Raw genomic sequence first — 19063 nt, 5'->3', positions numbered from 1 at the left:
TCGAATCATTGATATTGCCTTTTCAGGCGAGACTTTCTTCATCCCGCAGACGAATCTCCGCTTCGACAACAATGGCTTCCAGTTCGCTCAGCATCTCATCATAACCAAAGCTGACGACGCCGGCGGTTTCCGGCTGCGTCGGGGCTGATGGCGTCGGGGACGCCTTTTTTCTGTTTTTCTTTTTACTCACTGACAGACTCCATCCCTTCCGTTGTTACACCGGTAAATCTATCAGCAAAGCGCGCAGCGGCGTATCGGCGACGAGGGTAATGTTAGCTTCGTCACGAATAAATGCGCCGTCACCACAGGTGAGAGCCTGTTTTTGTTGTTCCTGCGCGACGGCATGGACGGTGCCGTGAATCGACTGTAGATAAGCCCGTGGACCATGTAGCTGCACGCTAATCTGCTCTCCTTTCTCCAGTGCGATATGGTAGACCCAGGCCTGCTGGCGAAGCTGGAGACTGCCGTTCTCTCCCTCCGGCGAGGCCAGCAGCTGCAGCGGTGCGCTCACCACTTCGGTTTTCTGCTGTAGCGGGTTTTCCCGCTGCGGGCAAGCGTCGAGCCACAGCTGCATTCGCGTTAACGACTGCTCTTTGCTCAGATTATGCTCGCTATAGCTCACGCCAGGCTGGGTGGCGATAAGCAGCGCTTCACCGGCTTTGGCCTGCACGTGGTTGCCGTCGCTGTCGCGATACTCCGCTTCGCCTTCCAGAATCAGGTTCAGGATATCGACTTTTGGGTACGTCCTGGCCTGGAAGGAAGCGCCGGGCGCCAGCACTTCCTGGTTGAGGACGCGCAAGGACGCGAAGCCCAGTAATTTCGGGTCGAAGTAGTGGCCAAAGGAGAAGGTGTAGCGGGCCTGCAGCCAGCCGAAGTCTGCTTGTCCGCATTGTTTGGCTGTTCGGGTAGTAATCATGTTCTTGACCTCTCTTTACACTAAATCAATGGTAAAGGTATGGACGCTGTATTGTTAGCCAGATATTCTGCCCGGTATGTTCAAATTTCCTGAATGAGAAAGCGATGGCCAAAGAGAGAGCATTAACGCTGGAAGCGTTGCGTGTGATGGATGCGATCGACCGCCGTGGGAGCTTTGCTGCCGCGGCTGATGAGCTGGGACGCGTGCCTTCCGCCCTGAGCTATACCATGCAAAAACTGGAAGAGGAGCTGGACGTGGTGCTGTTTGACCGCTCAGGTCATCGCACGAAGTTCACCAACGTGGGACGGATGCTGCTTGAGCGTGGGCGCGTGCTGCTCGAAGCGGCGGATAAACTCACCACCGATGCGGAAGCGTTGTCGCGCGGTTGGGAAACCCACCTGACGATCGTCACCGAAGCGCTGGTGCCCACCCCGGATCTGTTTCCGCTAATTGAAAAACTGGCGACCAAATCTAATACGCAGTTGTCGATTATCACCGAAGTGCTGGCCGGCGCCTGGGAGCGGCTGGAGCAGGGGCGGGCGGATATTGTTGTCGCGCCGGATATGCATTTTCGTTCCTCCTCGGAGATTAACTCGCGCAAACTCTATTCGGTGCTCAGTGTGTACGTCGCGGCGCCGGATCACCCGATCCACCACGAGCCGGAACCGCTCTCGGAAGTGACCCGCGTGAAATACCGCGGCGTCGCAGTAGCGGATACCGCACGCGAGCGGCCCGTCCTTACCGTTCAGCTGCTGGATAAACAGCCGCGCTTAACGGTGAGTACCATTGAAGATAAGCGCCAGGCCCTGTTGGCCGGGCTAGGCGTGGCGACCATGCCCTATCCGCTGGTGGAGAAGGATATTGCCGAAGGACGTTTGCGGGTTGTCAGCCCGGAATACACCAATGAAATTGACATAATCATGGCCTGGCGGCGGGACAGCATGGGCGAGGCGAAGTCCTGGTGTCTGCGTGAGATCCCCAAGCTCTTTGCTGGTAGATAGTGATGAAGACGCTCCTCCCGTTAACGGGAGGAGCGGGAAGATTAATAGGAGAAGGGTTTCGGATCGGGTCCGAAGCGATTGTTGCCTTCGGTGCCGCGCTGGCAGTTAAAGATCAGGATCACCAGCCAGCCGATGACCGGGATCAACAGCAGCAGCAGCCACCAGGCTGAGCGGTCGGTGTCGTGCAGACGCCGAAACTGCACCGCCCACCACGGTAAAAAGACCAGTACGCCATAGATGGTCGTCAGAATGCCTTCGCCGCCCGCCCGCTGCCAGCCCAGCATTTTATCGATGATGCTCAATACGCCGGTCAGGATGAGGTTGACCAGAATAAACATCCAGTACTCTTTGCGCCGCGCACGGCCGCCAAATCCTATATAGTTTTTTAATGCCTTGAGATACCAGTCCATTTCTACGCCTCAATTAACCGTCAATCACTTGTTTTTTAAGCGATCGCAATAAGAATAGACGTGAATGAATGGTGGGTAAATATCTGTTTTCTGAATTATTGGGCGCCATCACTGGCGCCCGAAAGATCAACGGAAGCGCTGATCGCGGCCGTGGGGTTCGTTGAGATCCTGTTGCGGTCCAATGGAGATAATGCCGGTTGGATTAATGGTTTTATGGCTGCGGTAATAGTGGTGGCGGATATGCGGAATACTCACCGTCTCCGCGATGCCGGGCATCTGGTAGATGTCGCGCAGAAAACCGTACAGGTTGAGATAATCGCTAATGCGCCGTTTGTCGCATTTAAAATGCGTCACATATACCGGGTCGAACCGTACCAGCGTGGTCCACAGGCGAATATCGGCTTCCGTCAGCTGATTTCCCGTCAGGTAACGATGCTGACCGAGGATCTGCTCCAGCCGCTCCAGTGAAGTAAAGACCGCCCCGACCGCTTCGTCGTAAGCCTGCTGGCTGGTGGCAAAGCCGGCCTTATACACGCCGTTGTTGACGTTGTCGTAGATCCAGCCGTTCAGTTCATCGATTTTTTCCCGCAGCGCCGGCGGATAGTAATCCCCGGCTCTGGCGCCCAGACCATCGAAGGCGGTATTAAACATGCGGATGATTTCTGCCGACTCATTGCTGACGATGGTCTGCTGTTTTTTGTCCCACAATACCGGGACCGTGACGCGACCGGTATAGTGCGGGTCAGCCTGCAGATAGAGCTGATAGAGGAACTGATGATGATAGAGCTGGTCGCCGGTAGCACCAGGGAAATCATCGGCGAAGGTCCAGCCGTTTTCCAGCATCAGCGGATTGACTACGGAGACGGATATAAAGGGTTCCAGTCCTTTCAGCTTGCGCAGAATTAACGTGCGGTGCGCCCACGGGCAGGCTAAAGAAACATACAGATGATAACGGTCTTTTTCCGCGGCAAAGCCACCTTCGCCCGCAGGCCCCGGCGCGCCATCGGCCGTGAGCCAGTTACGGAAGGCCGAAACGGAACGCTTGAATCGTCCTCCGGTGGATTTGGTGTCATACCAGGTATCTTGCCAGACGCCGTCGACTAATTGTCCCATTACTTCCTCCTGCAGATAGCAAAAGCGAGGAGATATCCCCTCGCTTTTTTTAGATTTTTACTCAGTATAGTGCGCTTACCACTTTTTATTCAGTACGCGGTCGATGCTGAATGCGCCCGGTCCGGTAATGGCCAGCAGCAGATAACCGCCAGCAATGGTCAGGTTTTTCATGAACATCAGCGAGTTCACGCCTTCCGCAAAGTTGCTGTGGAACAGGAACGCGGTCAGCAGCGTAAAGCCTGCGGTGAACAACGCGGTGGTACGGGTCAGGAAACCGAACAGAATCGCCAGACCGCCGCCGAATTCAAGGAGAATGGTCAGCGGCAGCAGTGCTCCCGGCACGCCCATGGCTTCCATATACTGCTGGGTTCCGGCGTAACCAGTGATTTTGCCCCATCCAGCAGTGATAAACAGAATCGGCATCAGAATACGCGCTACCAGTACACCAACATCTTCTAATTTTTTCATTTCTTACTCCAGAAAACCCAAAGGGCGGCAGTTTTGTTTTTTAGCGCAATCCCGCGTGGTTACACGGTGTTGCTGTCGATGGAGAGGATAGTAACGAGGCGGAGAGGGAATTGTTAGCAAGGAAAACTGTAGATCTTCTTCAAAGTTTCTGAGCAATAAGTGCGGTGAGGAGAAATTTTCTGGCGACGAGGGGAACTACCCGTCCCGATATCGGGTGGCTGAGCGGAATGAATTGAGATCTGAGGGGGGCTAACCGCGGGTTGCGGCGAAGGCCCCGGCTGCCGCGAACGGCGTATTGTATCGGACGGGGAAATGGCAGAGCGGGGCGCCGGGATAAGCGCCCGCGCTCCGGGCTGCTAGTGTGTTGACGACTGGCGCAGGATCCCGCGGACCATCCGCCAGGTGCTCCACAGTCCGAGACCGCGTTTGGTCCAGCGCATCAAAAAGTGCGGGTGTCGTATGGACCAGACGGCCATCAAACCGCTGCCAACCATCAGCCACGAACGTAAACTCAGCAGCGTATGCCAGCCGCGATCGAGGGGCGCTGTCGCCTCCAGCCAGTGGCGACGACAGGCGCTAAGCTCCAGTCGTTGCTGCTGGATCTGGCGCAGCAGCAGCGCCTTTTGCCGTTCACGCTCCTGTCGGCCATTCACGGTTTATCGTCCTCCAGAAGGGCACGGTCGTTCTCCAGCTCTTTACGCGTCAGGCGCAGCAGCGTGGAGCGGCGCGCCTTACGTAGGGTAAGGATACCCACGATCGCGGCGGCGAGGAGCAGAACGACGGTGGTGGCGATCATGACGTGCAGGCGGTACTGGGCGTCAACGGCCCAGATAACCAGCACCAGCAGACTCATGAGGCCAAACGCGGCAAACAGCAGCGTCAGTCCGGTCATGATCAGCAGCTGGAAGAGGTTGGCTTTCTCCTCCTCCAGCTCCACGACGACCAGGCGCAGCCGTGTTTCCACCATTTCGACCAGCAGCGTGACGATACGCTGGCCAATGGAGAACACGCGCTGGCCTGGCCCCTGCGTGTGTTGAGTATTCGCCATAATCAGCGACGCGACAGCAGGACACCCAGCACCAGCCCGACGGCGGCACCAATCCCGACTCCTGTCCACGGATTTTCGCGAACATAATCATCCGCCCGCGCGGCGGTCTCGCGCGTTTGACGCAAAATCGCATCGCTGGTTTCACCCAGGCGGGCACGACTCTCTTTTAGCGCGCTCTCTGCTTTACTACGCAGTTTACCAATCTCTTCTTTCGACTTGTCCGCCGAGGAATTCAGAACTTCCTCCAGGGTATCCGCCAGCGTTTTCAGTTCTGCACGAAGGTCGTCAGTCACATTCTCTTTAGCCATGTCGTTCTCCTGTAGCGTGGTCCGTGTTGCGAAAGTTAACTGTTATTAGTAGTCCCGAGACTCCAGCGTTTTTAACTCCTGTTGCGCTTCATTGAGTTTATGCTGGCGTTTGTTGATTTTGTCCGCATCGCCTTTCTTCCGGGCTTCCTGCAGATCGCGCTGACGTTCAGCGATCTCTTCCCGCTGTTTGGCAATTTTTTGCTGATGATCGGCTTTGAGTTTACTGTCGCTGCAGTTTTCCCGTACCTGACGTAGCGCGGTATTTAGCCCATCAATGCGACTTTGATTATGATGCTTTTCGGCATAGCTGATCTCTCGTTGAATATCCTGCTCTTTTTCCTGGCAGGGAGAGGCTGCTATGGCGCTGGCGCTAAGTGAAGTCAGGGCCAGAAGCAGAGCGATGCGGTGTTTCATGGATAGTACCTTCCATTGTCTGAGGGTATACCCGGAGGATATACCCGTTCCCGATGGTGAACGGGAATGCGTTGATTCCCGCAGGTTTAAGCATAGTAACAAATGCAGGAAACCACCAGACTGCGTAAAAAACGCAGTAAGGCGGTAGTTTACCCGAGCCGGTGAGGCGCGTCGCGCAGACGGGATAACCAGGCGGTGGCCGAGTTATCGTCCTCCAGCAGGGCAATAATATAACCATGTGGCAGAGCGCGACCGAGAACCTCTTTCGCCGCCGCGCCCTGGGCGGTGGAGTCGAACTTAATCAGCAGGCCATCTTTTTGCGGCGTAATGCTCTTAAAGCGGATACCGTTGGCGTCGAGATGATGCCAGACGGAGAAGCCGTCCGGCATGCTGACGCCCTGGCCAACCGGACGGATCGCCAGCGTGGCCTCCTGCTGCTGCACTGCCAGCCAGAGCCAGAACAGCGCGCAGAGCACAAGAGAGCCACCCAGCAGCCAGCTCAGCTGGCGCAGGGAGGGGCGTTTAATGACCATCATTAGCCCCGGCTTCTGTATTTTTTCTTCCACAGCACCACCAGCGAGCCGATCAGTCCGAAGACCAGCAGCGCGACCGGAAGGAGCATCAGGCAGGACATCAGCTGATCTTCATACTTGAGGAATACCGGGGTTTTGCCCAGCAGATAGCCCAGCGAGGTCAGGATGAGCACCCACAGCAGGCCGCTCATCCAGTTAAAGAACTGAAAGCGAGCGTTATTGAGGCCTGAAAGGCCGGCAATCGTCGGCAACAGCGTACGCACGAAGGCGATAAAGCGGCCGATCAGCAGCGCGGAGAGCCCATGCTTATGAAACAGGTGATGCGCGCGTTGATGATAGTGAGAGGGCAGATGCGACAGCCAGTTTTGCACGATCCGCGTATTGCCCAGCCAGCGCCCCTGAATGTAGCTCAGCCAGCAGCCGAGGCTGGCGGCGGCGGTAAGCAGCAGCAAGGTTTCCGGAAAGCCCATCGCCCCTTTGGCTATCAGCACGCCCACGAGTACAAGCAGACTATCCCCCGGTAAAAACGCGGCAGGCAGTAACCCGTTCTCAAGGAACAAAATCATAAACAAGACAAAATACAGCATGCCAATCATGGAGGGATTCGCGAGCGTTTCGTAATCCTGAGCCCACAAGGCATTCAATAACTGGGTTAAAAGTTCCATTCACGATTCCTGGTACATCGGTTAACGGCACGTCTGAGCGCGTGGCATGTTGGGCGACAAGATTTTTATGAGATTTTGGTCGCTGCTTAGGCGCTCTGAACGCTTCCCTGTATAAGACTGAAGTAAGTAAACACTTACCCCCAGAACGGCAAAATGCATCTAATTGTAACAAATCAGCTGACTTTACGTCAGAGAAATTGCAAGGTGTTGCTCGTTGATTTTGCTGATTGCGGCGGTGGGAGGCGAGAGGATTTACACAGGCTGACACTATATATGTTTTACTTACTCCAGCCGGCCTGGGGGGCAGGCGCGCAGGGGCCGCGCGCCGTCAGGATAAGCGCTTATTTCGCGCTGTTGGCCGCCGTATCGAGATGAACTACCGGATTATCGGCAAATAAGTAGCGATCGGCATTAAATTCAAAGTCATCGCTGGTTTCGTTAAACAGCATTTGCTTGGTATTTTCCAGATGCTGCCACATCGCCAGCTTGGCGGCGTTGGGATCTTTACGCAGCAGGGCTTTCAGGATCTGATCGTGATCGTCGCACCAGTTATCGACCGTGCGCAGGTCGATATGCTCATGCAGCTTTTTCCAGTACGGGTTATGCACGCGCTGGGTCCACATTTTTTCCACGATCGCCGCCAGCGCACTGTTCTGCGTGGCCAGCGCCACCTGGACGTGGAACTGGAGATCCCACTCGGAGTCGCGGAAACACTTCTCGTTGCGCGCTTTCTCCTGAATCTCCATCAGCTTCATGATGTCCTGTTTGGTCACCTGAGTCGCCGCGAATTCAGCAATATTGCTTTCAATTAGCTGCCGCGCCTGCAGGAGTTCAAAAGGGCCATAGTTGGCGAATTCAAGGCTTTCATCGGCCACCTGCTGGTACTTGGGATGGTTGGAGATGACATGAATACCCGACCCTTTGCGGACTTCGACATACCCTTCCACTTCCAGCATGATAATGGCTTCACGAACCACGGTGCGGCTGACGTTTTTTTCATCGGCGATAAAGCGCTCGGCGGGCAGCTTATCCCCTACAAGGTAGACACCTTGTTCGATGCGCGTCTTCAGCTCAGCGGCAAGCTGCTGATACAGACGGCGTGGTTCAATGATTTCCATATTCGCTCCCGCAAGATGGCGACAATATTCGATTTGTTATACCACTTTTACACGCTTTCCACCACTAGCAGGCATGAAAAAGCCGCCTGAGAAGGCGGCTCGATAAGCGGTCATATCAGCACATGATCTAACTCTGCGTGGCGGGTTTGCGGCTGCTAAGCGGCGTCGAGTCATCGTCAGCCGGTTTGTTTTTCAGCACCGTCCAGATAACCAGCGCGCCCAGCAGGTCAAAGACGGCCAGTACCGCAAACAGCGGGCTGAAGCCGATGGTGTCTGCCAGCGCGCCGACAACCAGGGCGAACATGGTGCTCGCCAGCCAGGCGGCCATCCCGGTCAGACCGTTGGCGGTAGCGACTTCGTTACGGCCAAAGACGTCGGAAGAGAGGGTGATCAGCGCCCCGGACAGCGCCTGGTGAGCGAACCCGCCGATGCACAGCAGGGCAATCGCCACGTACGGGCTGGTGAACAGGCCGATCATCCCCGGGCCAATCATCAGCAGGGCGCCCATGGTGACCACCATTTTACGCGACACGATCAGGTTGACGCCAAACCAGCGCTGGAACAGCGGTGGCAGGTAACCGCCCACGATGCAGCCGAGGTCGGCGAACAGCATCGGCATCCAGGCGAACATCGCGATCTCTTTCAGGTTAAAGCCGTAAACCTTAAACATGAACAGCGGGATCCAGGCGTTAAAGGTCCCCCAGGCCGGCTCGGCGAGGAAGCGCGGCAGGGCGATACCCCAGAACTGACGGTTGCGCAGGATCTGCCACGGCGACATTTTCTTCGCGTTATTGGTCTGATGCTGAGACTCCTGACCGCCAATGATGTAGTCGCGTTCTTCGTCAGATAATTTCTTCTGGTCGCGCGGGTGTTTGTAGAAGATAAGCCAGGCGATGGCCCAGGCGAAGCTCAATACCCCGGAGATGATGAACGCCATCTGCCAGCTGTGCATGACAATCGCCCACACCACCAACGGCGGCGCGATCATGGCGCCAATAGAGGAACCGACGTTGAAGTAGCCCACCGCGATAGAGCGCTCTTTTGCCGGGAACCATTCAGAACTGGCTTTCAGCCCGGCAGGGATCATCGCGGCTTCCGCTGCGCCGACTGCGCCGCGAGCCAGCGCCAGGCCGCCCCAGCTGCCTGCCAGCGCGGTTGAGCCGCAGAATATCGCCCAGGCGATAGCAAAGAAGGCATAGCCGATTTTGGTCCCGAGAATATCGAGGACGTAACCCGCGACAGGCTGCATGACGGTGTAGGCAGCGGAATAGGCTGCAATGATATAGGAGTACTGTTGAGTCGAGATGTGTAACTCTTCCATCAGCGTCGGCGCGGCCGCCGCCACGGTGTTACGGGTCAGGTAGCCCAGCACGGTGCCTAGCGTCACCAGCGCAATCATGTACCAACGTAACCCTTTAATTTTACGCATGTAAACCTCATCGTCTGTTATCTTTCCGCATCAGGTGCGGCCTTTCCTGACGGCAATACGCGGTCGGGAAAGCGAAACGGAGGGTTCAGGAGGGGGGATCCCCCTCTGGCCCGAACCTTACCATCAGTTGTTATGTTGAAAGTCGGTGTCCATTCCGTATAAGCCGATGCCATAAACACCGGTAATGCATTCCGTCGGTTTATATGTTGCGACGGCAGAAAGATAACTTGTCATACAACTTTAAAAGTTGAGTGCTGTCACAAAAGTGGGAAAGTTAGTGTGGTCTTTAGCCCTTACCGGGAAAGCCAGAGATGGCGCGCCCTGCCGGGGTGTTTTCCAATGAGGCGGTCGTTTTTTTATCGACGTTTATTGATCTAACTCACGAAAAACAGCTCGGTCTGTAGAAATTGGTGTGATAACTTTGTCAGCATTGTAGTCAATCATCTGAAAGGCTCCCGCTACGGAGCGAAGAGGACACGCGAATGACACCGTTTATGACTGAAGATTTTCTACTCGATACCGAATTTGCTCGCCGTCTGTACCACGATTACGCCAAAGATCAGCCGATTTTCGACTACCATTGCCACCTTCCGCCGCAGCAGGTTGCCGAAAACTATCGCTTCAAAAATCTGTATGACATCTGGCTGAAAGGCGATCACTACAAATGGCGCGCAATGCGCACTAACGGCGTACCGGAGCGTCTGTGTACCGGTGATGCGTCCGATCGCGAGAAATTTGACGCCTGGGCGGCAACGGTGCCGCACACTATTGGCAACCCGTTATACCACTGGACCCATTTAGAGCTGCGTCGCCCTTTTGGTATTACAGGTAAGCTGTTGTCTCCATCCACCGCCGATGAGATCTGGGACCAGTGCAATGATTTACTGGCTCAGGACGCCTTCTCCGCCCGCGGGATCATGAAGCAGATGAATGTGAAGATGGTCGGTACCACCGACGATCCGATTGATTCTCTCGAGCACCATGCGGTTGTCGCCAAAGATACCTCCTTTGATATCAAAGTGCTGCCGAGCTGGCGCCCGGATAAAGCATTCAACATTGAACAGGCGACCTTTAATGACTACATGGCGAAGCTGGGTGAGGTGTCCGATACCGATATTCGCCGTTTTGCGGACCTGCAAAGCGCTCTGACCAAACGTCTGGACCACTTTGCCGCACACGGCTGCAAGGTCTCCGACCACGCGCTGGACGTGGTGCTGTTTGCGGAAGCGACCGACGCCGAGCTGGACGCCATTCTGGCGCGCCGTCTGGCTGGCGAGACCCTCAGCGAACACGAAGTGGCGCAGTTCAAAACCGCGGTGCTGGTGTTCCTCGGCGCAGAATATGCCCGTCGCGGTTGGGTACAGCAGTACCATATCGGTGCGCTGCGTAACAACAACCTGCGTCAGTTCAAACTGTTAGGCCCGGATGTGGGCTTCGATTCGATCAACGATCGCCCGATGGCGGAAGAGCTGTCTAAGCTGCTGAGCAAGCAGAACGAAGAAAACCTGCTGCCGAAAACCATTCTCTACTGCCTGAACCCGCGTGATAACGAAGTGCTGGGCACCATGATCGGTAACTTCCAGGGTGAAGGCATGCCAGGCAAGATGCAGTTCGGCTCCGGCTGGTGGTTCAACGATCAGAAAGACGGCATGGAGCGGCAGATGACCCAGCTGGCGCAGCTCGGCCTGCTGAGCCGCTTCGTCGGGATGCTGACCGACAGCCGCAGCTTCCTCTCCTACACGCGCCACGAATACTTCCGCCGCATTCTGTGCCAGATGATCGGCCGCTGGGTGGCTGCCGGCGAAGCGCCTGCGGATATCGCGCTGCTGGGCGAGATGGTGAAAAACATTTGCTTTAACAATGCGCGTGACTATTTCGCCATTGAACTGAACTAAGGCCAGAGGTCGGTTGATATGCAATACATTAAAATCCATTCGCAGGATAACGTCGCGGTCGCGCTGGCGGATATCGCTGCCGGTAGTGTGGTGACGATTGATAAGGATTCGGTCACCCTCGGCCAGGATATCGTTCGCGGCCACAAGTTTGCACTGCGCGCTATCGCGAAAGGGGAAAACGTCGTTAAGTACGGGTTGCCGATTGGCCATGCGCTGGCGGATATCGCGCCGGGCGAGCATGTTCATGCGCACAATACGCGCACCAATCTCAGCGACCTTGACGCGTATCGCTATCAACCGGACCGGGTTGCCCAACCGCCACAGCCTGCGGATCGCGAAGTGCAGATTTATCGTCGCGCTAACGGCGACGTCGGCGTGCGCAATGAGCTGTGGATCCTGCCGACCGTCGGCTGCGTCAACGCGATGGCCAGACAAATGCAGAACCGTTTCCTGAAAGAGGCGTATGGCGCTGAGGATATCGATGGGGTGCATCTCTTCAGCCACACCTATGGCTGCTCGCAGCTTGGGGATGACCACATCAACACTCGCACCATGCTGCAAAATATGGTTCGTCACCCGAACGCCGGGGCGGTACTGGTGGTTGGCCTTGGCTGTGAAAACAACCAGGTGGATGCCTTTCGCGAAACGCTGGGCGAGTTTGACCCGCAGCGTGTGCACTTTATGGTTTGCCAGCACCAGGACGATGAAGTGGAAGCGGGGGTTGCGCATCTGCATCAGCTGTATGAAGTGATGCGTCAGGATAAACGCCAGCCGGGTAAATTGAGCGAGCTGAAGTTTGGTCTCGAGTGCGGGGGATCGGACGGCCTGTCGGGCATTACCGCTAACCCGATGCTGGGCCGCTTCTCAGACTATGTGATCGCCAACGGCGGCACCACCGTGCTGACCGAAGTGCCGGAGATGTTCGGTGCTGAACAGCTGCTGATGAGTCACTGCCGTGACGAAGCGACCTTCGACAAGCTGGTGACCATGGTCAATGACTTTAAGCAGTACTTTATCGCACACGACCAGCCTATTTACGAAAACCCTTCCCCGGGTAACAAAGCCGGGGGGATCACCACCCTGGAAGATAAGTCGCTGGGCTGTACTCAGAAAGCGGGTTCCAGCCAGGTGGTGGATGTCCTGCGCTACGGCGAGCGCCTGAAGGTTCATGGTCTGAATTTGCTGAGCGCGCCGGGCAACGACGCGGTCGCCACCAGCGCGCTGGCCGGCGCCGGCTGTCATATGGTGTTGTTTAGCACCGGACGCGGCACGCCGTACGGCGGCTTTGTGCCGACGGTGAAGATCGCCACCAACAGCGAACTGGCGGCGAAGAAAAAGCACTGGATCGACTTTGATGCCGGGCAGCTGATCCATGGCAAAGCGATGCCGCAGCTGCTGGAGGAGTTTGTGGATGCCATTGTGGCTTTCGCTAACGGTAAACCGACCTGTAATGAACAGAATGACTTCCGCGAACTGGCCATCTTTAAAAGCGGTGTTACCCTGTAAAGGTGTATTCACATTGGCGCCCAGGGGCGTAGAACGTGTATCGGCCTGATAGCGTAACGCCATCGGGCTCGTAACAGCGGCGTTTCAGCCAGTGAAGCGCCGTTTGTTTTTTTCAGTCAGGGAGCTTTCATGACCGCGTATTGGCTGGCCCAGGGGGTCGGCGTCATCGCCTTTCTTATCGGCATTACCACCTTTATCAACCGCGATGAACGCCGTTTCAGGCTACAGCTGGCGGTCTATAGCGCTATTATCGGCGTTCATTTTTTCCTGATGGGCGCCGGGTCGGCCGGAATGAGCGCCGGGCTCAATGCGCTACGTACGGTCATTTCCTTACGCACCCGTAGCCTGTGGGTGATGACCGTCTTTATCCTCCTGACGCTGATCCTCGGCCTGGGCAAACTGCAGCATGCCATGGAGCTGCTGCCGATCATTGGCACCGTCGCCAGCACCTGGGCGCTGTTTCGTTGCAAAGGGCTGACCGTCCGCTGCGTGATGTGGTGCTCCACCGCCTGCTGGGTCACGCATAATCTGTGGTTGGGTTCGATTGGTGGGACGCTGATTGAAGGCAGTTTTCTGATCGTCAACGGGCTGAATATCATTCGCTTCCGCCGGATGCAAAAGCGCGGTATCGATCCGTTTAAGGTTGAAAACGCAGTCCAGGAAGAGAGCCCCTCCGCCCGATAGCGGAGGGGAAAGGCATTAGCTGCGCAGGGCGTTTTTCGCCAGCTGGTCATCTTCTGCTATGCAGGCCGCGGCGGTAAACAGGGCGTCGGTTGAGGAGTTGAGCGCCGTTTCGCAGGAATCCTGCAGCACGCCGATAATAAAGCCGACGGCAACCACCTGCATCGCCACATCGTTCGGGATCCCAAACATATTACAGGCCAGCGGGATCAGCAGCAGCGAACCGCCCGCCACGCCGGAGGCGCCGCAGGCGCACAGCGAAGCGACCACGCTCAGCAGCAGCGCCGTCGGCAGATCCACCGGAATATTCAGCGTATGCACCGCCGCCAGCGTCAGCACGGTGATCGTGATCGCCGCGCCCGCCATATTGATGGTCGCCCCCAGTGGAATGGAGACCGAATAGGTATCGCGATCCAGATTCAGCTTTTCACACAGCGCCATATTCACCGGAATATTGGCGGCGGAGCTGCGGGTGAAGAACGCGTAGACGCCGCTTTCGCGCAGGCAGGTCAGCACCAGCGGATAGGGGTTACGGCGGATTTTCCAGAACACCAGCAGCGGGTTAATCACCAGCGCTACCAGCAGCATACAGCCGACCAGCACCAGCAGTAGCTGGGCGTAGCCCCACAGGGTCTCGAAACCGGTGGTCGCCAGGGTGGAAGAGACCAGACCGAAGATCCCCAGCGGTGCAAAACGGATCACCACTTTGACGATGAAGGTCACCGCATGGGAGACATCGTTGATCAGGTTTTTGGTGGTGTCGTTACCGTGACGCAGGGCGAAGCCCAGCCCCACCGCCCACACCAGAATGCCGATATAGTTGGCGTTCAGCAGGGCGTCGATCGGGTTAGATACCATGCTCATCAGCAGGCCGCGCAGCACTTCGACAATCCCCGACGGCGGCGTGATGCTGTCGGCGGCGGTGGTTAAATGCAGAGTCGACGGAAAGACAAAACTAAACAACACCGCGGTCAGCGCCGCGCTGAAGGTGCCCAGCAGATAGAGAAACAGAATGGGGCGAATACTGGTTTTTTGTCCGTGCTGATGGTTAGCGATGGAGGCCATCACCAGCATCAATACCAGCACCGGCGCCACCGCCTTTAACGCGCCGACGAACAGGGTCCCCAGCAGACCGACGGCAATGGCCGTTGGCTTAGAGACCAGCGCCAGCAGCACGCCAAGCACCAGACCGATTAAAATTTGTTTCACCAGGCTGCCTTGCGCCAGGCGTGAGATCCACCCCGATGGGGGAGTGCGTGTGGTCATAATTCATTCCTTCCAGTGATGTAGCAAGCCATCCCAGCCACGTATTATTTGTTACGTTTATGTCAGGATGTAAGTAGATGTTTGCATAGTCGAGTATACGGAAAGAATGGCGGGCGGGAAGCGTAAAATGCTGTGATTTTAATCTGGATCTTGTTTTTTAACTATGTAGTAACATAACTGTGACATGAGCAGAGATTGCCGTCGGCGATGGCCGACGGCGCGTTGTGCAGATTACTCAGGCAGTTTGCGCTGCTTGTCGTGTTGCTTGTTGACCCAGGCGTTAATCAGCAGCGTGACGGCCAGGATGCCTCCTACTACGCCCAGCGAGATGGCGACCGGGATATGGTAGAAGTCGACGATCAGCATCTTCACGCCAATAAACACCAGGATCACCGACAGACCGTATTTGAGCATCGAGAAGCGCTCGGCGACCCCCGCCAGCAGGAAGTACATGGCGCGCAGGCCGAGGATCGCGAACAGGTTTGAGGTCAGGACGATAAACGGATCGGTGGTGACCGCGAAGATCGCCGGGATACTGTCGACGGCGAAAATCACATCGCTCAGTTCCACCAGGATCAGCACCAGCAGCAGCGGCGTGGCGAACAGCACACCGTTTTTACGGGTGAAGAAGCGCTCGCTCTCGATTTTATCCGTCATTCGCAGATGGCTGCGGATCCAGCGCACCAGTGGTTTATCGCCGATGCCGGAGTCATCTTCTTTCGCCAGCGCCATCTTCACGCCGGTAAAAAGCAGGAAGGCGCCGAAGACGTACAGCAGCCAGTCAAACTGGGAAATCAGCCAGCTGCCGGCGAAGATCATGATGGTACGCAGAACAATCGCGCCCAGCACGCCATACACCAGTACCCGGCGCTGCAGAGCAGGCGGTACGGCGAAATAGCTGAACAGCATCAACCAGACGAAGACGTTATCGACCGCCAGCGCTTTCTCAATCAGATAACCGGTGAGGAAGGCTAAGGCCTGCGGGTCAGCGACGGCCCGGCCCTGGGTTTGTACCAGATACCACCAGAAGGCGGCGTTGAACAGCAGAGAAAGCGTGACCCAAAGGATTGACCAGCCCGCGGCCTGCTTCATGGTCATGCTATGCGAACCGCGTCGTCCCTGAAGCAGCAGGTCGATTGCCAACATGATCGCGACGACGACAGCGAATCCACCCCATAGCAACGGCGTGCCGACAGTATTCATTTGATATTCCTTACATAAAAACAAAACGGCTGACGTCGGAAGACGGCAGCCGCTGCGCTTTTATGCATAGACCTCGCCTTCCGGCAAGGTCTCACTTACAACAACCAAAGTACATCGCGATGGGCTTTGGTTATTGCCCGGCGACCGGATGCGGTATTGCACGCATCGTAATGACGATCAACCGGCAAGGAAGTTACTCCCCTTTGCACGTAACAAAATATGTCACAGGGCGGTTTTCGTCAATGGCGGCCGGTCCGGCCTTTACACTCTTTTACGCCAGCGGCTGCGTATCGGCCGGGAAGATCACTCCGGTCTGGCGACGAATTTCGCTCGACAGTTTTGCCGTAATACGGCTCACGGTCAGACCCGGGTGATTGACATCCTGTGTCTCCACCAGGCGCGCAAAGGTCTCCGCCTCATACAGCATAGTATTAATGTGCTGGGGCTGCGTCAGGTCCTGGGCTTTGCCGCCGCGTGGCACAAACGCCAGCTTCTGACATTCGGAGATTTTTTCGATCACTAACGCGCCGTCTTCGCCCTGAATTTCACTGGGGATCGCGGAATCGCTAACTTTGGAGTGATGCAGCGTCACGTCGAAGTCGCCATAGCTCAGCACCACGGTGCCCTGGGCGTCTACGCCGCTGTCCAGCAGGCTGGCGGTGGCAAGAACGGCCCGCGGTTCGCCCCATAACGCCACAGCGGACGCCAGGCAATAGAAGCCGATATCCATAATCGAACCGTTAGAGAACGCCGGGTTAAAGGTGTTGGGGTTTTCGCCGTCAAGGTAGCGCTGATAGCGCGATGAGTACTGACAATAGTTGATGAAGGCTTTGCGCAGTTTGCCCGCTTTAGCGAGCGTCTCTTTGAGTAGCAGAAAGTTAGGCAGACTGGCGGTTTTAAAGGCTTCAAACAGCACAACGTTATTTTCTTTCGCCAGCGCTATCGCCGCCTCGACTTCCTGCAGGTTCGATGCCAGCGGCTTTTCGCAAATGACGTGCTTCTTGTGGCTCAGGAACAGCCGGGTCTGCGGGAAGTGCAGCGAGTTCGGGCTGGCAATATAGACCGCGTCAACGTCAGGGCTCTGTGCCAGTTCATCGAGCGAGGTAAACAGATGCTCGACCGGATAGTCATTGGCGAAGGCTTGCGCCTGTTCGAGGCTGCGGGAGTAGATGGCGGTAAGTTTATATTTGCCGGTTTCATGGGCGGCATCGACAAACTGCTTGGTGATCCAGTTTGTGCCAACAACTGCGAAACGTATCATAAACGTTGACGAACTCCATTAAAGGGAACCTGTCGTCACTCTATCATGCCATCATGACAAAACCAGTGCGTCACTACGCAGAACGATTTAACGAAAGGTGCGTCAGCCACAGGCGGGTATCGAACTCCAGTTGATGGTACTGTGGCTCCATATGGCAGCACAGTTGATAAAAGGCTTTGTTGTGATCTTTCTCTTTCAAATGCGCCAGTTCATGGACCACGATCATCCGCAGAAAGGCCTCCGGCGCGTCGCGAAACACCGTCGCCACGCGAATTTCCGCTTTGGCTTTCAGCTTACCGCCCTGAACGCGGGAAATCGCGGTATGCAGGCCGAGCGCATTGTTCAGCACGTGGATTTTACTGTCGTACATCACTTTGTTGATCGGCGCCGCTCCGCGCAGAAAGCGGGCCTTCAGATCCTGGGTGTACTGATACAGCGCTTTATCGCTGTTAACGTCATGCCCCTGCGGATAACGCTTTTGCAGCACCTCGCCGAGGCGGTCTTGCTCGATTAAAGCCGTGACCTGCGACAGCAGCGATTCAGGGTAGCCCTGAAGGTAAGGTAGCGTGTTCATGGTGAAAAAAGTTTACTTCTCCGGAGAATTGAGCGATAACACGCGCGAATTTTAGCATTTCGGAGGGGCGATGAGCCAGGCAGAGTTAAACGGTGAGTTATTCACATTAGAGCGGTTCCCACCTAACGCTGAAGAAGAAGCGCTACAGGCATGGGAAGCGGCGGATGAATATCTGCTGCAACAGGTGAATGACGTCGACGGCCTGACGCTCATCTTCAACGACGGCTTCGGCGCGCTCGCCTGCGCGCTGGCGGCGCGCAACCCGGTCAGCATCAGCGACTCCTTTATTTCCGAGCTGGCGACCCGCCACAACCTGCGGATGAACGGTATCGATGAAGAGAGCGTGCGCTTTCAGGATAGCCTGAGCCCGTTACCGGCCGCGCCGGCGCTGGTGCTGATTAAGGTGCCAAAACAGCTGGCGCTGCTGGAACAGCAGCTGCGCGCCCTGCGCGAAGTGGTCACGCCGGAAACCCGCATTATCGCCGCGGCGAAAGCCCGTGATGTGCACAACTCGACGCTGGCGCTGTTTGAAAAAATCCTCGGCACCACCACCACCTCGCTGGCGTGGAAAAAAGCGCGTCTGATCCACTGCGTTTTCACCGCCCCCAAGCTTGCCGATGCGCCGCAAACCTACAGCTGGAAGCTGGACGGCACGCCGTGGACCATCCATAACCACGCCAACGTTTTTGCCCGCAGCGGACTGGATATCGGCGCGCGTTTCTTCCTGCAGCATTTACCGTCTAATTTAGAAGGCGAGATCGCCGATCTCGGCTGCGGCAATGGGGTGATTGGCCTGCAGGCGCTGGCGCAAAACCCGAACGCGCGGGTCATGTTTACCGATGAGTCGCACATGGCGGTGGCTTCCAGCCGGTTGAACGTCGAGCGCAACCTGCCGGACGATATCGCACGCTGTGAATTTATGGTCAATAACTCGCTCTCCGGCATTGAGCCGGATCGCTTTACGGCGATCCTGTGTAATCCGCCGTTCCATCAGCAGCACGCGATTACCGACCATATTGCCTGGCAGATGTTTAACGATGCCCGCCGCAGCCTGAAATATGGCGGCGAGCTGTACGTCGTCGGCAACCGCCACCTCGATTACTTCCGTAAGCTGAAGCGCGCTTTTGGTAATTGCACGACGATTGCGACGAACAATAAGTTTGTCATTTTGAAAGCAACGAAGGTGCGTAAGCAGCGCTGATTTTTGTCGCGGTTTCCCCCGGCTCGCGGCTGTCGCCTTAGCCGGGCTACCGA

At 56.4% G+C, this 19063-nt stretch carries 22 protein-coding genes; 5 read left to right on the top strand and 17 right to left on the bottom strand.

The window, feature by feature from the left end; translation table 11 throughout:
• Positions 1-22: 22 nt before the first annotated feature.
• Both A1WC_RS28095 and A1WC_RS03670 read right to left on the bottom strand, forming a co-directional pair.
• Positions 23-190, bottom strand: a complete 168-nt coding sequence (locus tag A1WC_RS28095; protein ID WP_008806592.1) for a hypothetical protein — start codon at positions 188-190, stop codon at positions 23-25.
• A 24-nt stretch (positions 191-214) separates the two neighbouring features.
• Positions 215-916, bottom strand: coding sequence for a pirin family protein (locus A1WC_RS03670; RefSeq protein ID WP_008806591.1), 702 nt, complete (start codon positions 914-916; stop codon positions 215-217).
• A 104-nt stretch (positions 917-1020) separates the two neighbouring features.
• On the opposite strand from A1WC_RS03670, the gene A1WC_RS03675 reads away from it, so the two are divergent.
• The gene (locus A1WC_RS03675; RefSeq protein ID WP_016161865.1) at positions 1021-1917 is read left to right on the top strand and encodes a LysR family transcriptional regulator; all 897 of its coding nucleotides are present in this window, start codon (positions 1021-1023) and stop codon (positions 1915-1917) included.
• Positions 1918-1958: 41 nt separating this feature from the next.
• On the opposite strand, the gene A1WC_RS03680 is transcribed toward A1WC_RS03675, so the two are convergent.
• The 11 genes from A1WC_RS03680 to A1WC_RS03730 form a co-directional block, all read right to left on the bottom strand.
• Entirely contained in the window at positions 1959-2327 is a 369-nt protein-coding gene (locus A1WC_RS03680; RefSeq protein ID WP_008806590.1) for a DUF805 domain-containing protein, read from the bottom strand.
• 126 nt (positions 2328-2453) lie between these two features.
• Complete coding sequence (locus tag A1WC_RS03685) at positions 2454-3440, bottom strand: glutathione S-transferase family protein (RefSeq protein ID WP_016161864.1); 987 nt, start codon at positions 3438-3440, stop codon at positions 2454-2456.
• A 75-nt stretch (positions 3441-3515) separates the two neighbouring features.
• Entirely contained in the window at positions 3516-3908 is a 393-nt protein-coding gene (locus tag A1WC_RS03690; protein ID WP_002917920.1) for a DoxX family protein, read from the bottom strand.
• Positions 3909-4264: 356 nt separating this feature from the next.
• Complete coding sequence (locus A1WC_RS03695; protein ID WP_008806588.1) at positions 4265-4561, bottom strand: YqjK-like family protein; 297 nt, start codon at positions 4559-4561, stop codon at positions 4265-4267.
• Positions 4558-4956, bottom strand: a complete 399-nt coding sequence (locus A1WC_RS03700; protein ID WP_012540496.1) for a phage holin family protein — start codon at positions 4954-4956, stop codon at positions 4558-4560. Before A1WC_RS03700 ends, A1WC_RS03695 begins: the two co-directional genes overlap by 4 nt.
• Before the next feature lie 2 nt (positions 4957-4958).
• On the bottom strand, positions 4959-5264 hold the full coding sequence (locus A1WC_RS03705; protein ID WP_008806586.1) for a DUF883 family protein: 306 nt from the start codon (positions 5262-5264) through the stop codon (positions 4959-4961).
• 45 nt (positions 5265-5309) lie between these two features.
• Entirely contained in the window at positions 5310-5678 is a 369-nt protein-coding gene (locus tag A1WC_RS03710; RefSeq protein ID WP_008806585.1) for a DUF1090 domain-containing protein, read from the bottom strand.
• A gap of 149 nt (positions 5679-5827) precedes the next feature.
• Positions 5828-6205 (bottom strand): EnvZ/OmpR regulon moderator MzrA, encoded by a 378-nt coding sequence (gene mzrA, locus A1WC_RS03715; RefSeq protein WP_162493301.1) that lies wholly within the window; start codon positions 6203-6205, stop codon positions 5828-5830.
• A gap of 8 nt (positions 6206-6213) precedes the next feature.
• Complete coding sequence (gene yqjA / locus A1WC_RS03720; RefSeq protein ID WP_004206121.1) at positions 6214-6876, bottom strand: DedA family general envelope maintenance protein YqjA; 663 nt, start codon at positions 6874-6876, stop codon at positions 6214-6216.
• A 341-nt stretch (positions 6877-7217) separates the two neighbouring features.
• On the bottom strand, positions 7218-7994 hold the full coding sequence (gene exuR, locus A1WC_RS03725) for a transcriptional regulator ExuR (RefSeq protein ID WP_012967188.1): 777 nt from the start codon (positions 7992-7994) through the stop codon (positions 7218-7220).
• Positions 7995-8121: 127 nt separating this feature from the next.
• The gene (locus A1WC_RS03730; protein WP_008806582.1) at positions 8122-9423 is read right to left on the bottom strand and encodes an MFS transporter; all 1302 of its coding nucleotides are present in this window, start codon (positions 9421-9423) and stop codon (positions 8122-8124) included.
• 482 nt (positions 9424-9905) lie between these two features.
• Here A1WC_RS03730 and uxaC point away from each other — a divergent pair, with 482 nt between their 5' ends.
• The 3 genes from uxaC (at position 9906) to A1WC_RS03745 (ending at position 13508) form a co-directional block, all read left to right on the top strand.
• Positions 9906-11318, top strand: coding sequence for a glucuronate isomerase (gene uxaC / locus A1WC_RS03735; protein ID WP_012967190.1), 1413 nt, complete (start codon positions 9906-9908; stop codon positions 11316-11318).
• 18 nt (positions 11319-11336) lie between these two features.
• Positions 11337-12824, top strand: a complete 1488-nt coding sequence (locus tag A1WC_RS03740; protein WP_016161863.1) for a UxaA family hydrolase — start codon at positions 11337-11339, stop codon at positions 12822-12824.
• A 129-nt stretch (positions 12825-12953) separates the two neighbouring features.
• The gene (locus A1WC_RS03745) at positions 12954-13508 is read left to right on the top strand and encodes a YgjV family protein (protein WP_008806579.1); all 555 of its coding nucleotides are present in this window, start codon (positions 12954-12956) and stop codon (positions 13506-13508) included.
• Positions 13509-13523: 15 nt separating this feature from the next.
• Here A1WC_RS03745 and sstT read toward each other — a convergent pair whose 3' ends face one another.
• The 4 genes from sstT to A1WC_RS03765 all read right to left on the bottom strand — a co-directional run bounded on the left by sstT (position 13524) and on the right by A1WC_RS03765 (position 17809).
• Positions 13524-14771 (bottom strand): serine/threonine transporter SstT, encoded by a 1248-nt coding sequence (sstT, locus tag A1WC_RS03750; protein ID WP_008806578.1) that lies wholly within the window; start codon positions 14769-14771, stop codon positions 13524-13526.
• Positions 14772-15002: 231 nt separating this feature from the next.
• Entirely contained in the window at positions 15003-15974 is a 972-nt protein-coding gene (locus tag A1WC_RS03755; RefSeq protein WP_008806577.1) for a TerC family protein, read from the bottom strand.
• A gap of 271 nt (positions 15975-16245) precedes the next feature.
• A complete protein-coding gene (locus A1WC_RS03760) occupies positions 16246-17235 on the bottom strand; it encodes a Gfo/Idh/MocA family protein (RefSeq protein WP_016161862.1) in 990 nt (329 codons plus the stop codon).
• 73 nt (positions 17236-17308) lie between these two features.
• On the bottom strand, positions 17309-17809 hold the full coding sequence (locus A1WC_RS03765; RefSeq protein WP_016161861.1) for a M48 family metallopeptidase: 501 nt from the start codon (positions 17807-17809) through the stop codon (positions 17309-17311).
• Between the two features lie 70 nt (positions 17810-17879).
• On the opposite strand from A1WC_RS03765, the gene rlmG reads away from it, so the two are divergent.
• Positions 17880-19010 (top strand): 23S rRNA (guanine(1835)-N(2))-methyltransferase RlmG, encoded by a 1131-nt coding sequence (rlmG, locus tag A1WC_RS03770; RefSeq protein WP_016161860.1) that lies wholly within the window; start codon positions 17880-17882, stop codon positions 19008-19010.
• The last annotated feature ends 53 nt before the right edge of the window (positions 19011-19063 follow it).

The sequence above is a fragment of the Klebsiella sp. KTE92 genome, from assembly GCF_000398905.1.
GTDB classification, from domain to species: domain Bacteria; phylum Pseudomonadota; class Gammaproteobacteria; order Enterobacterales; family Enterobacteriaceae; genus Klebsiella; species Klebsiella variicola.
The sequence above is the reverse complement of the archived record's forward strand: the minus strand, read 5'-3'. Positions and strand labels throughout refer to the sequence as shown.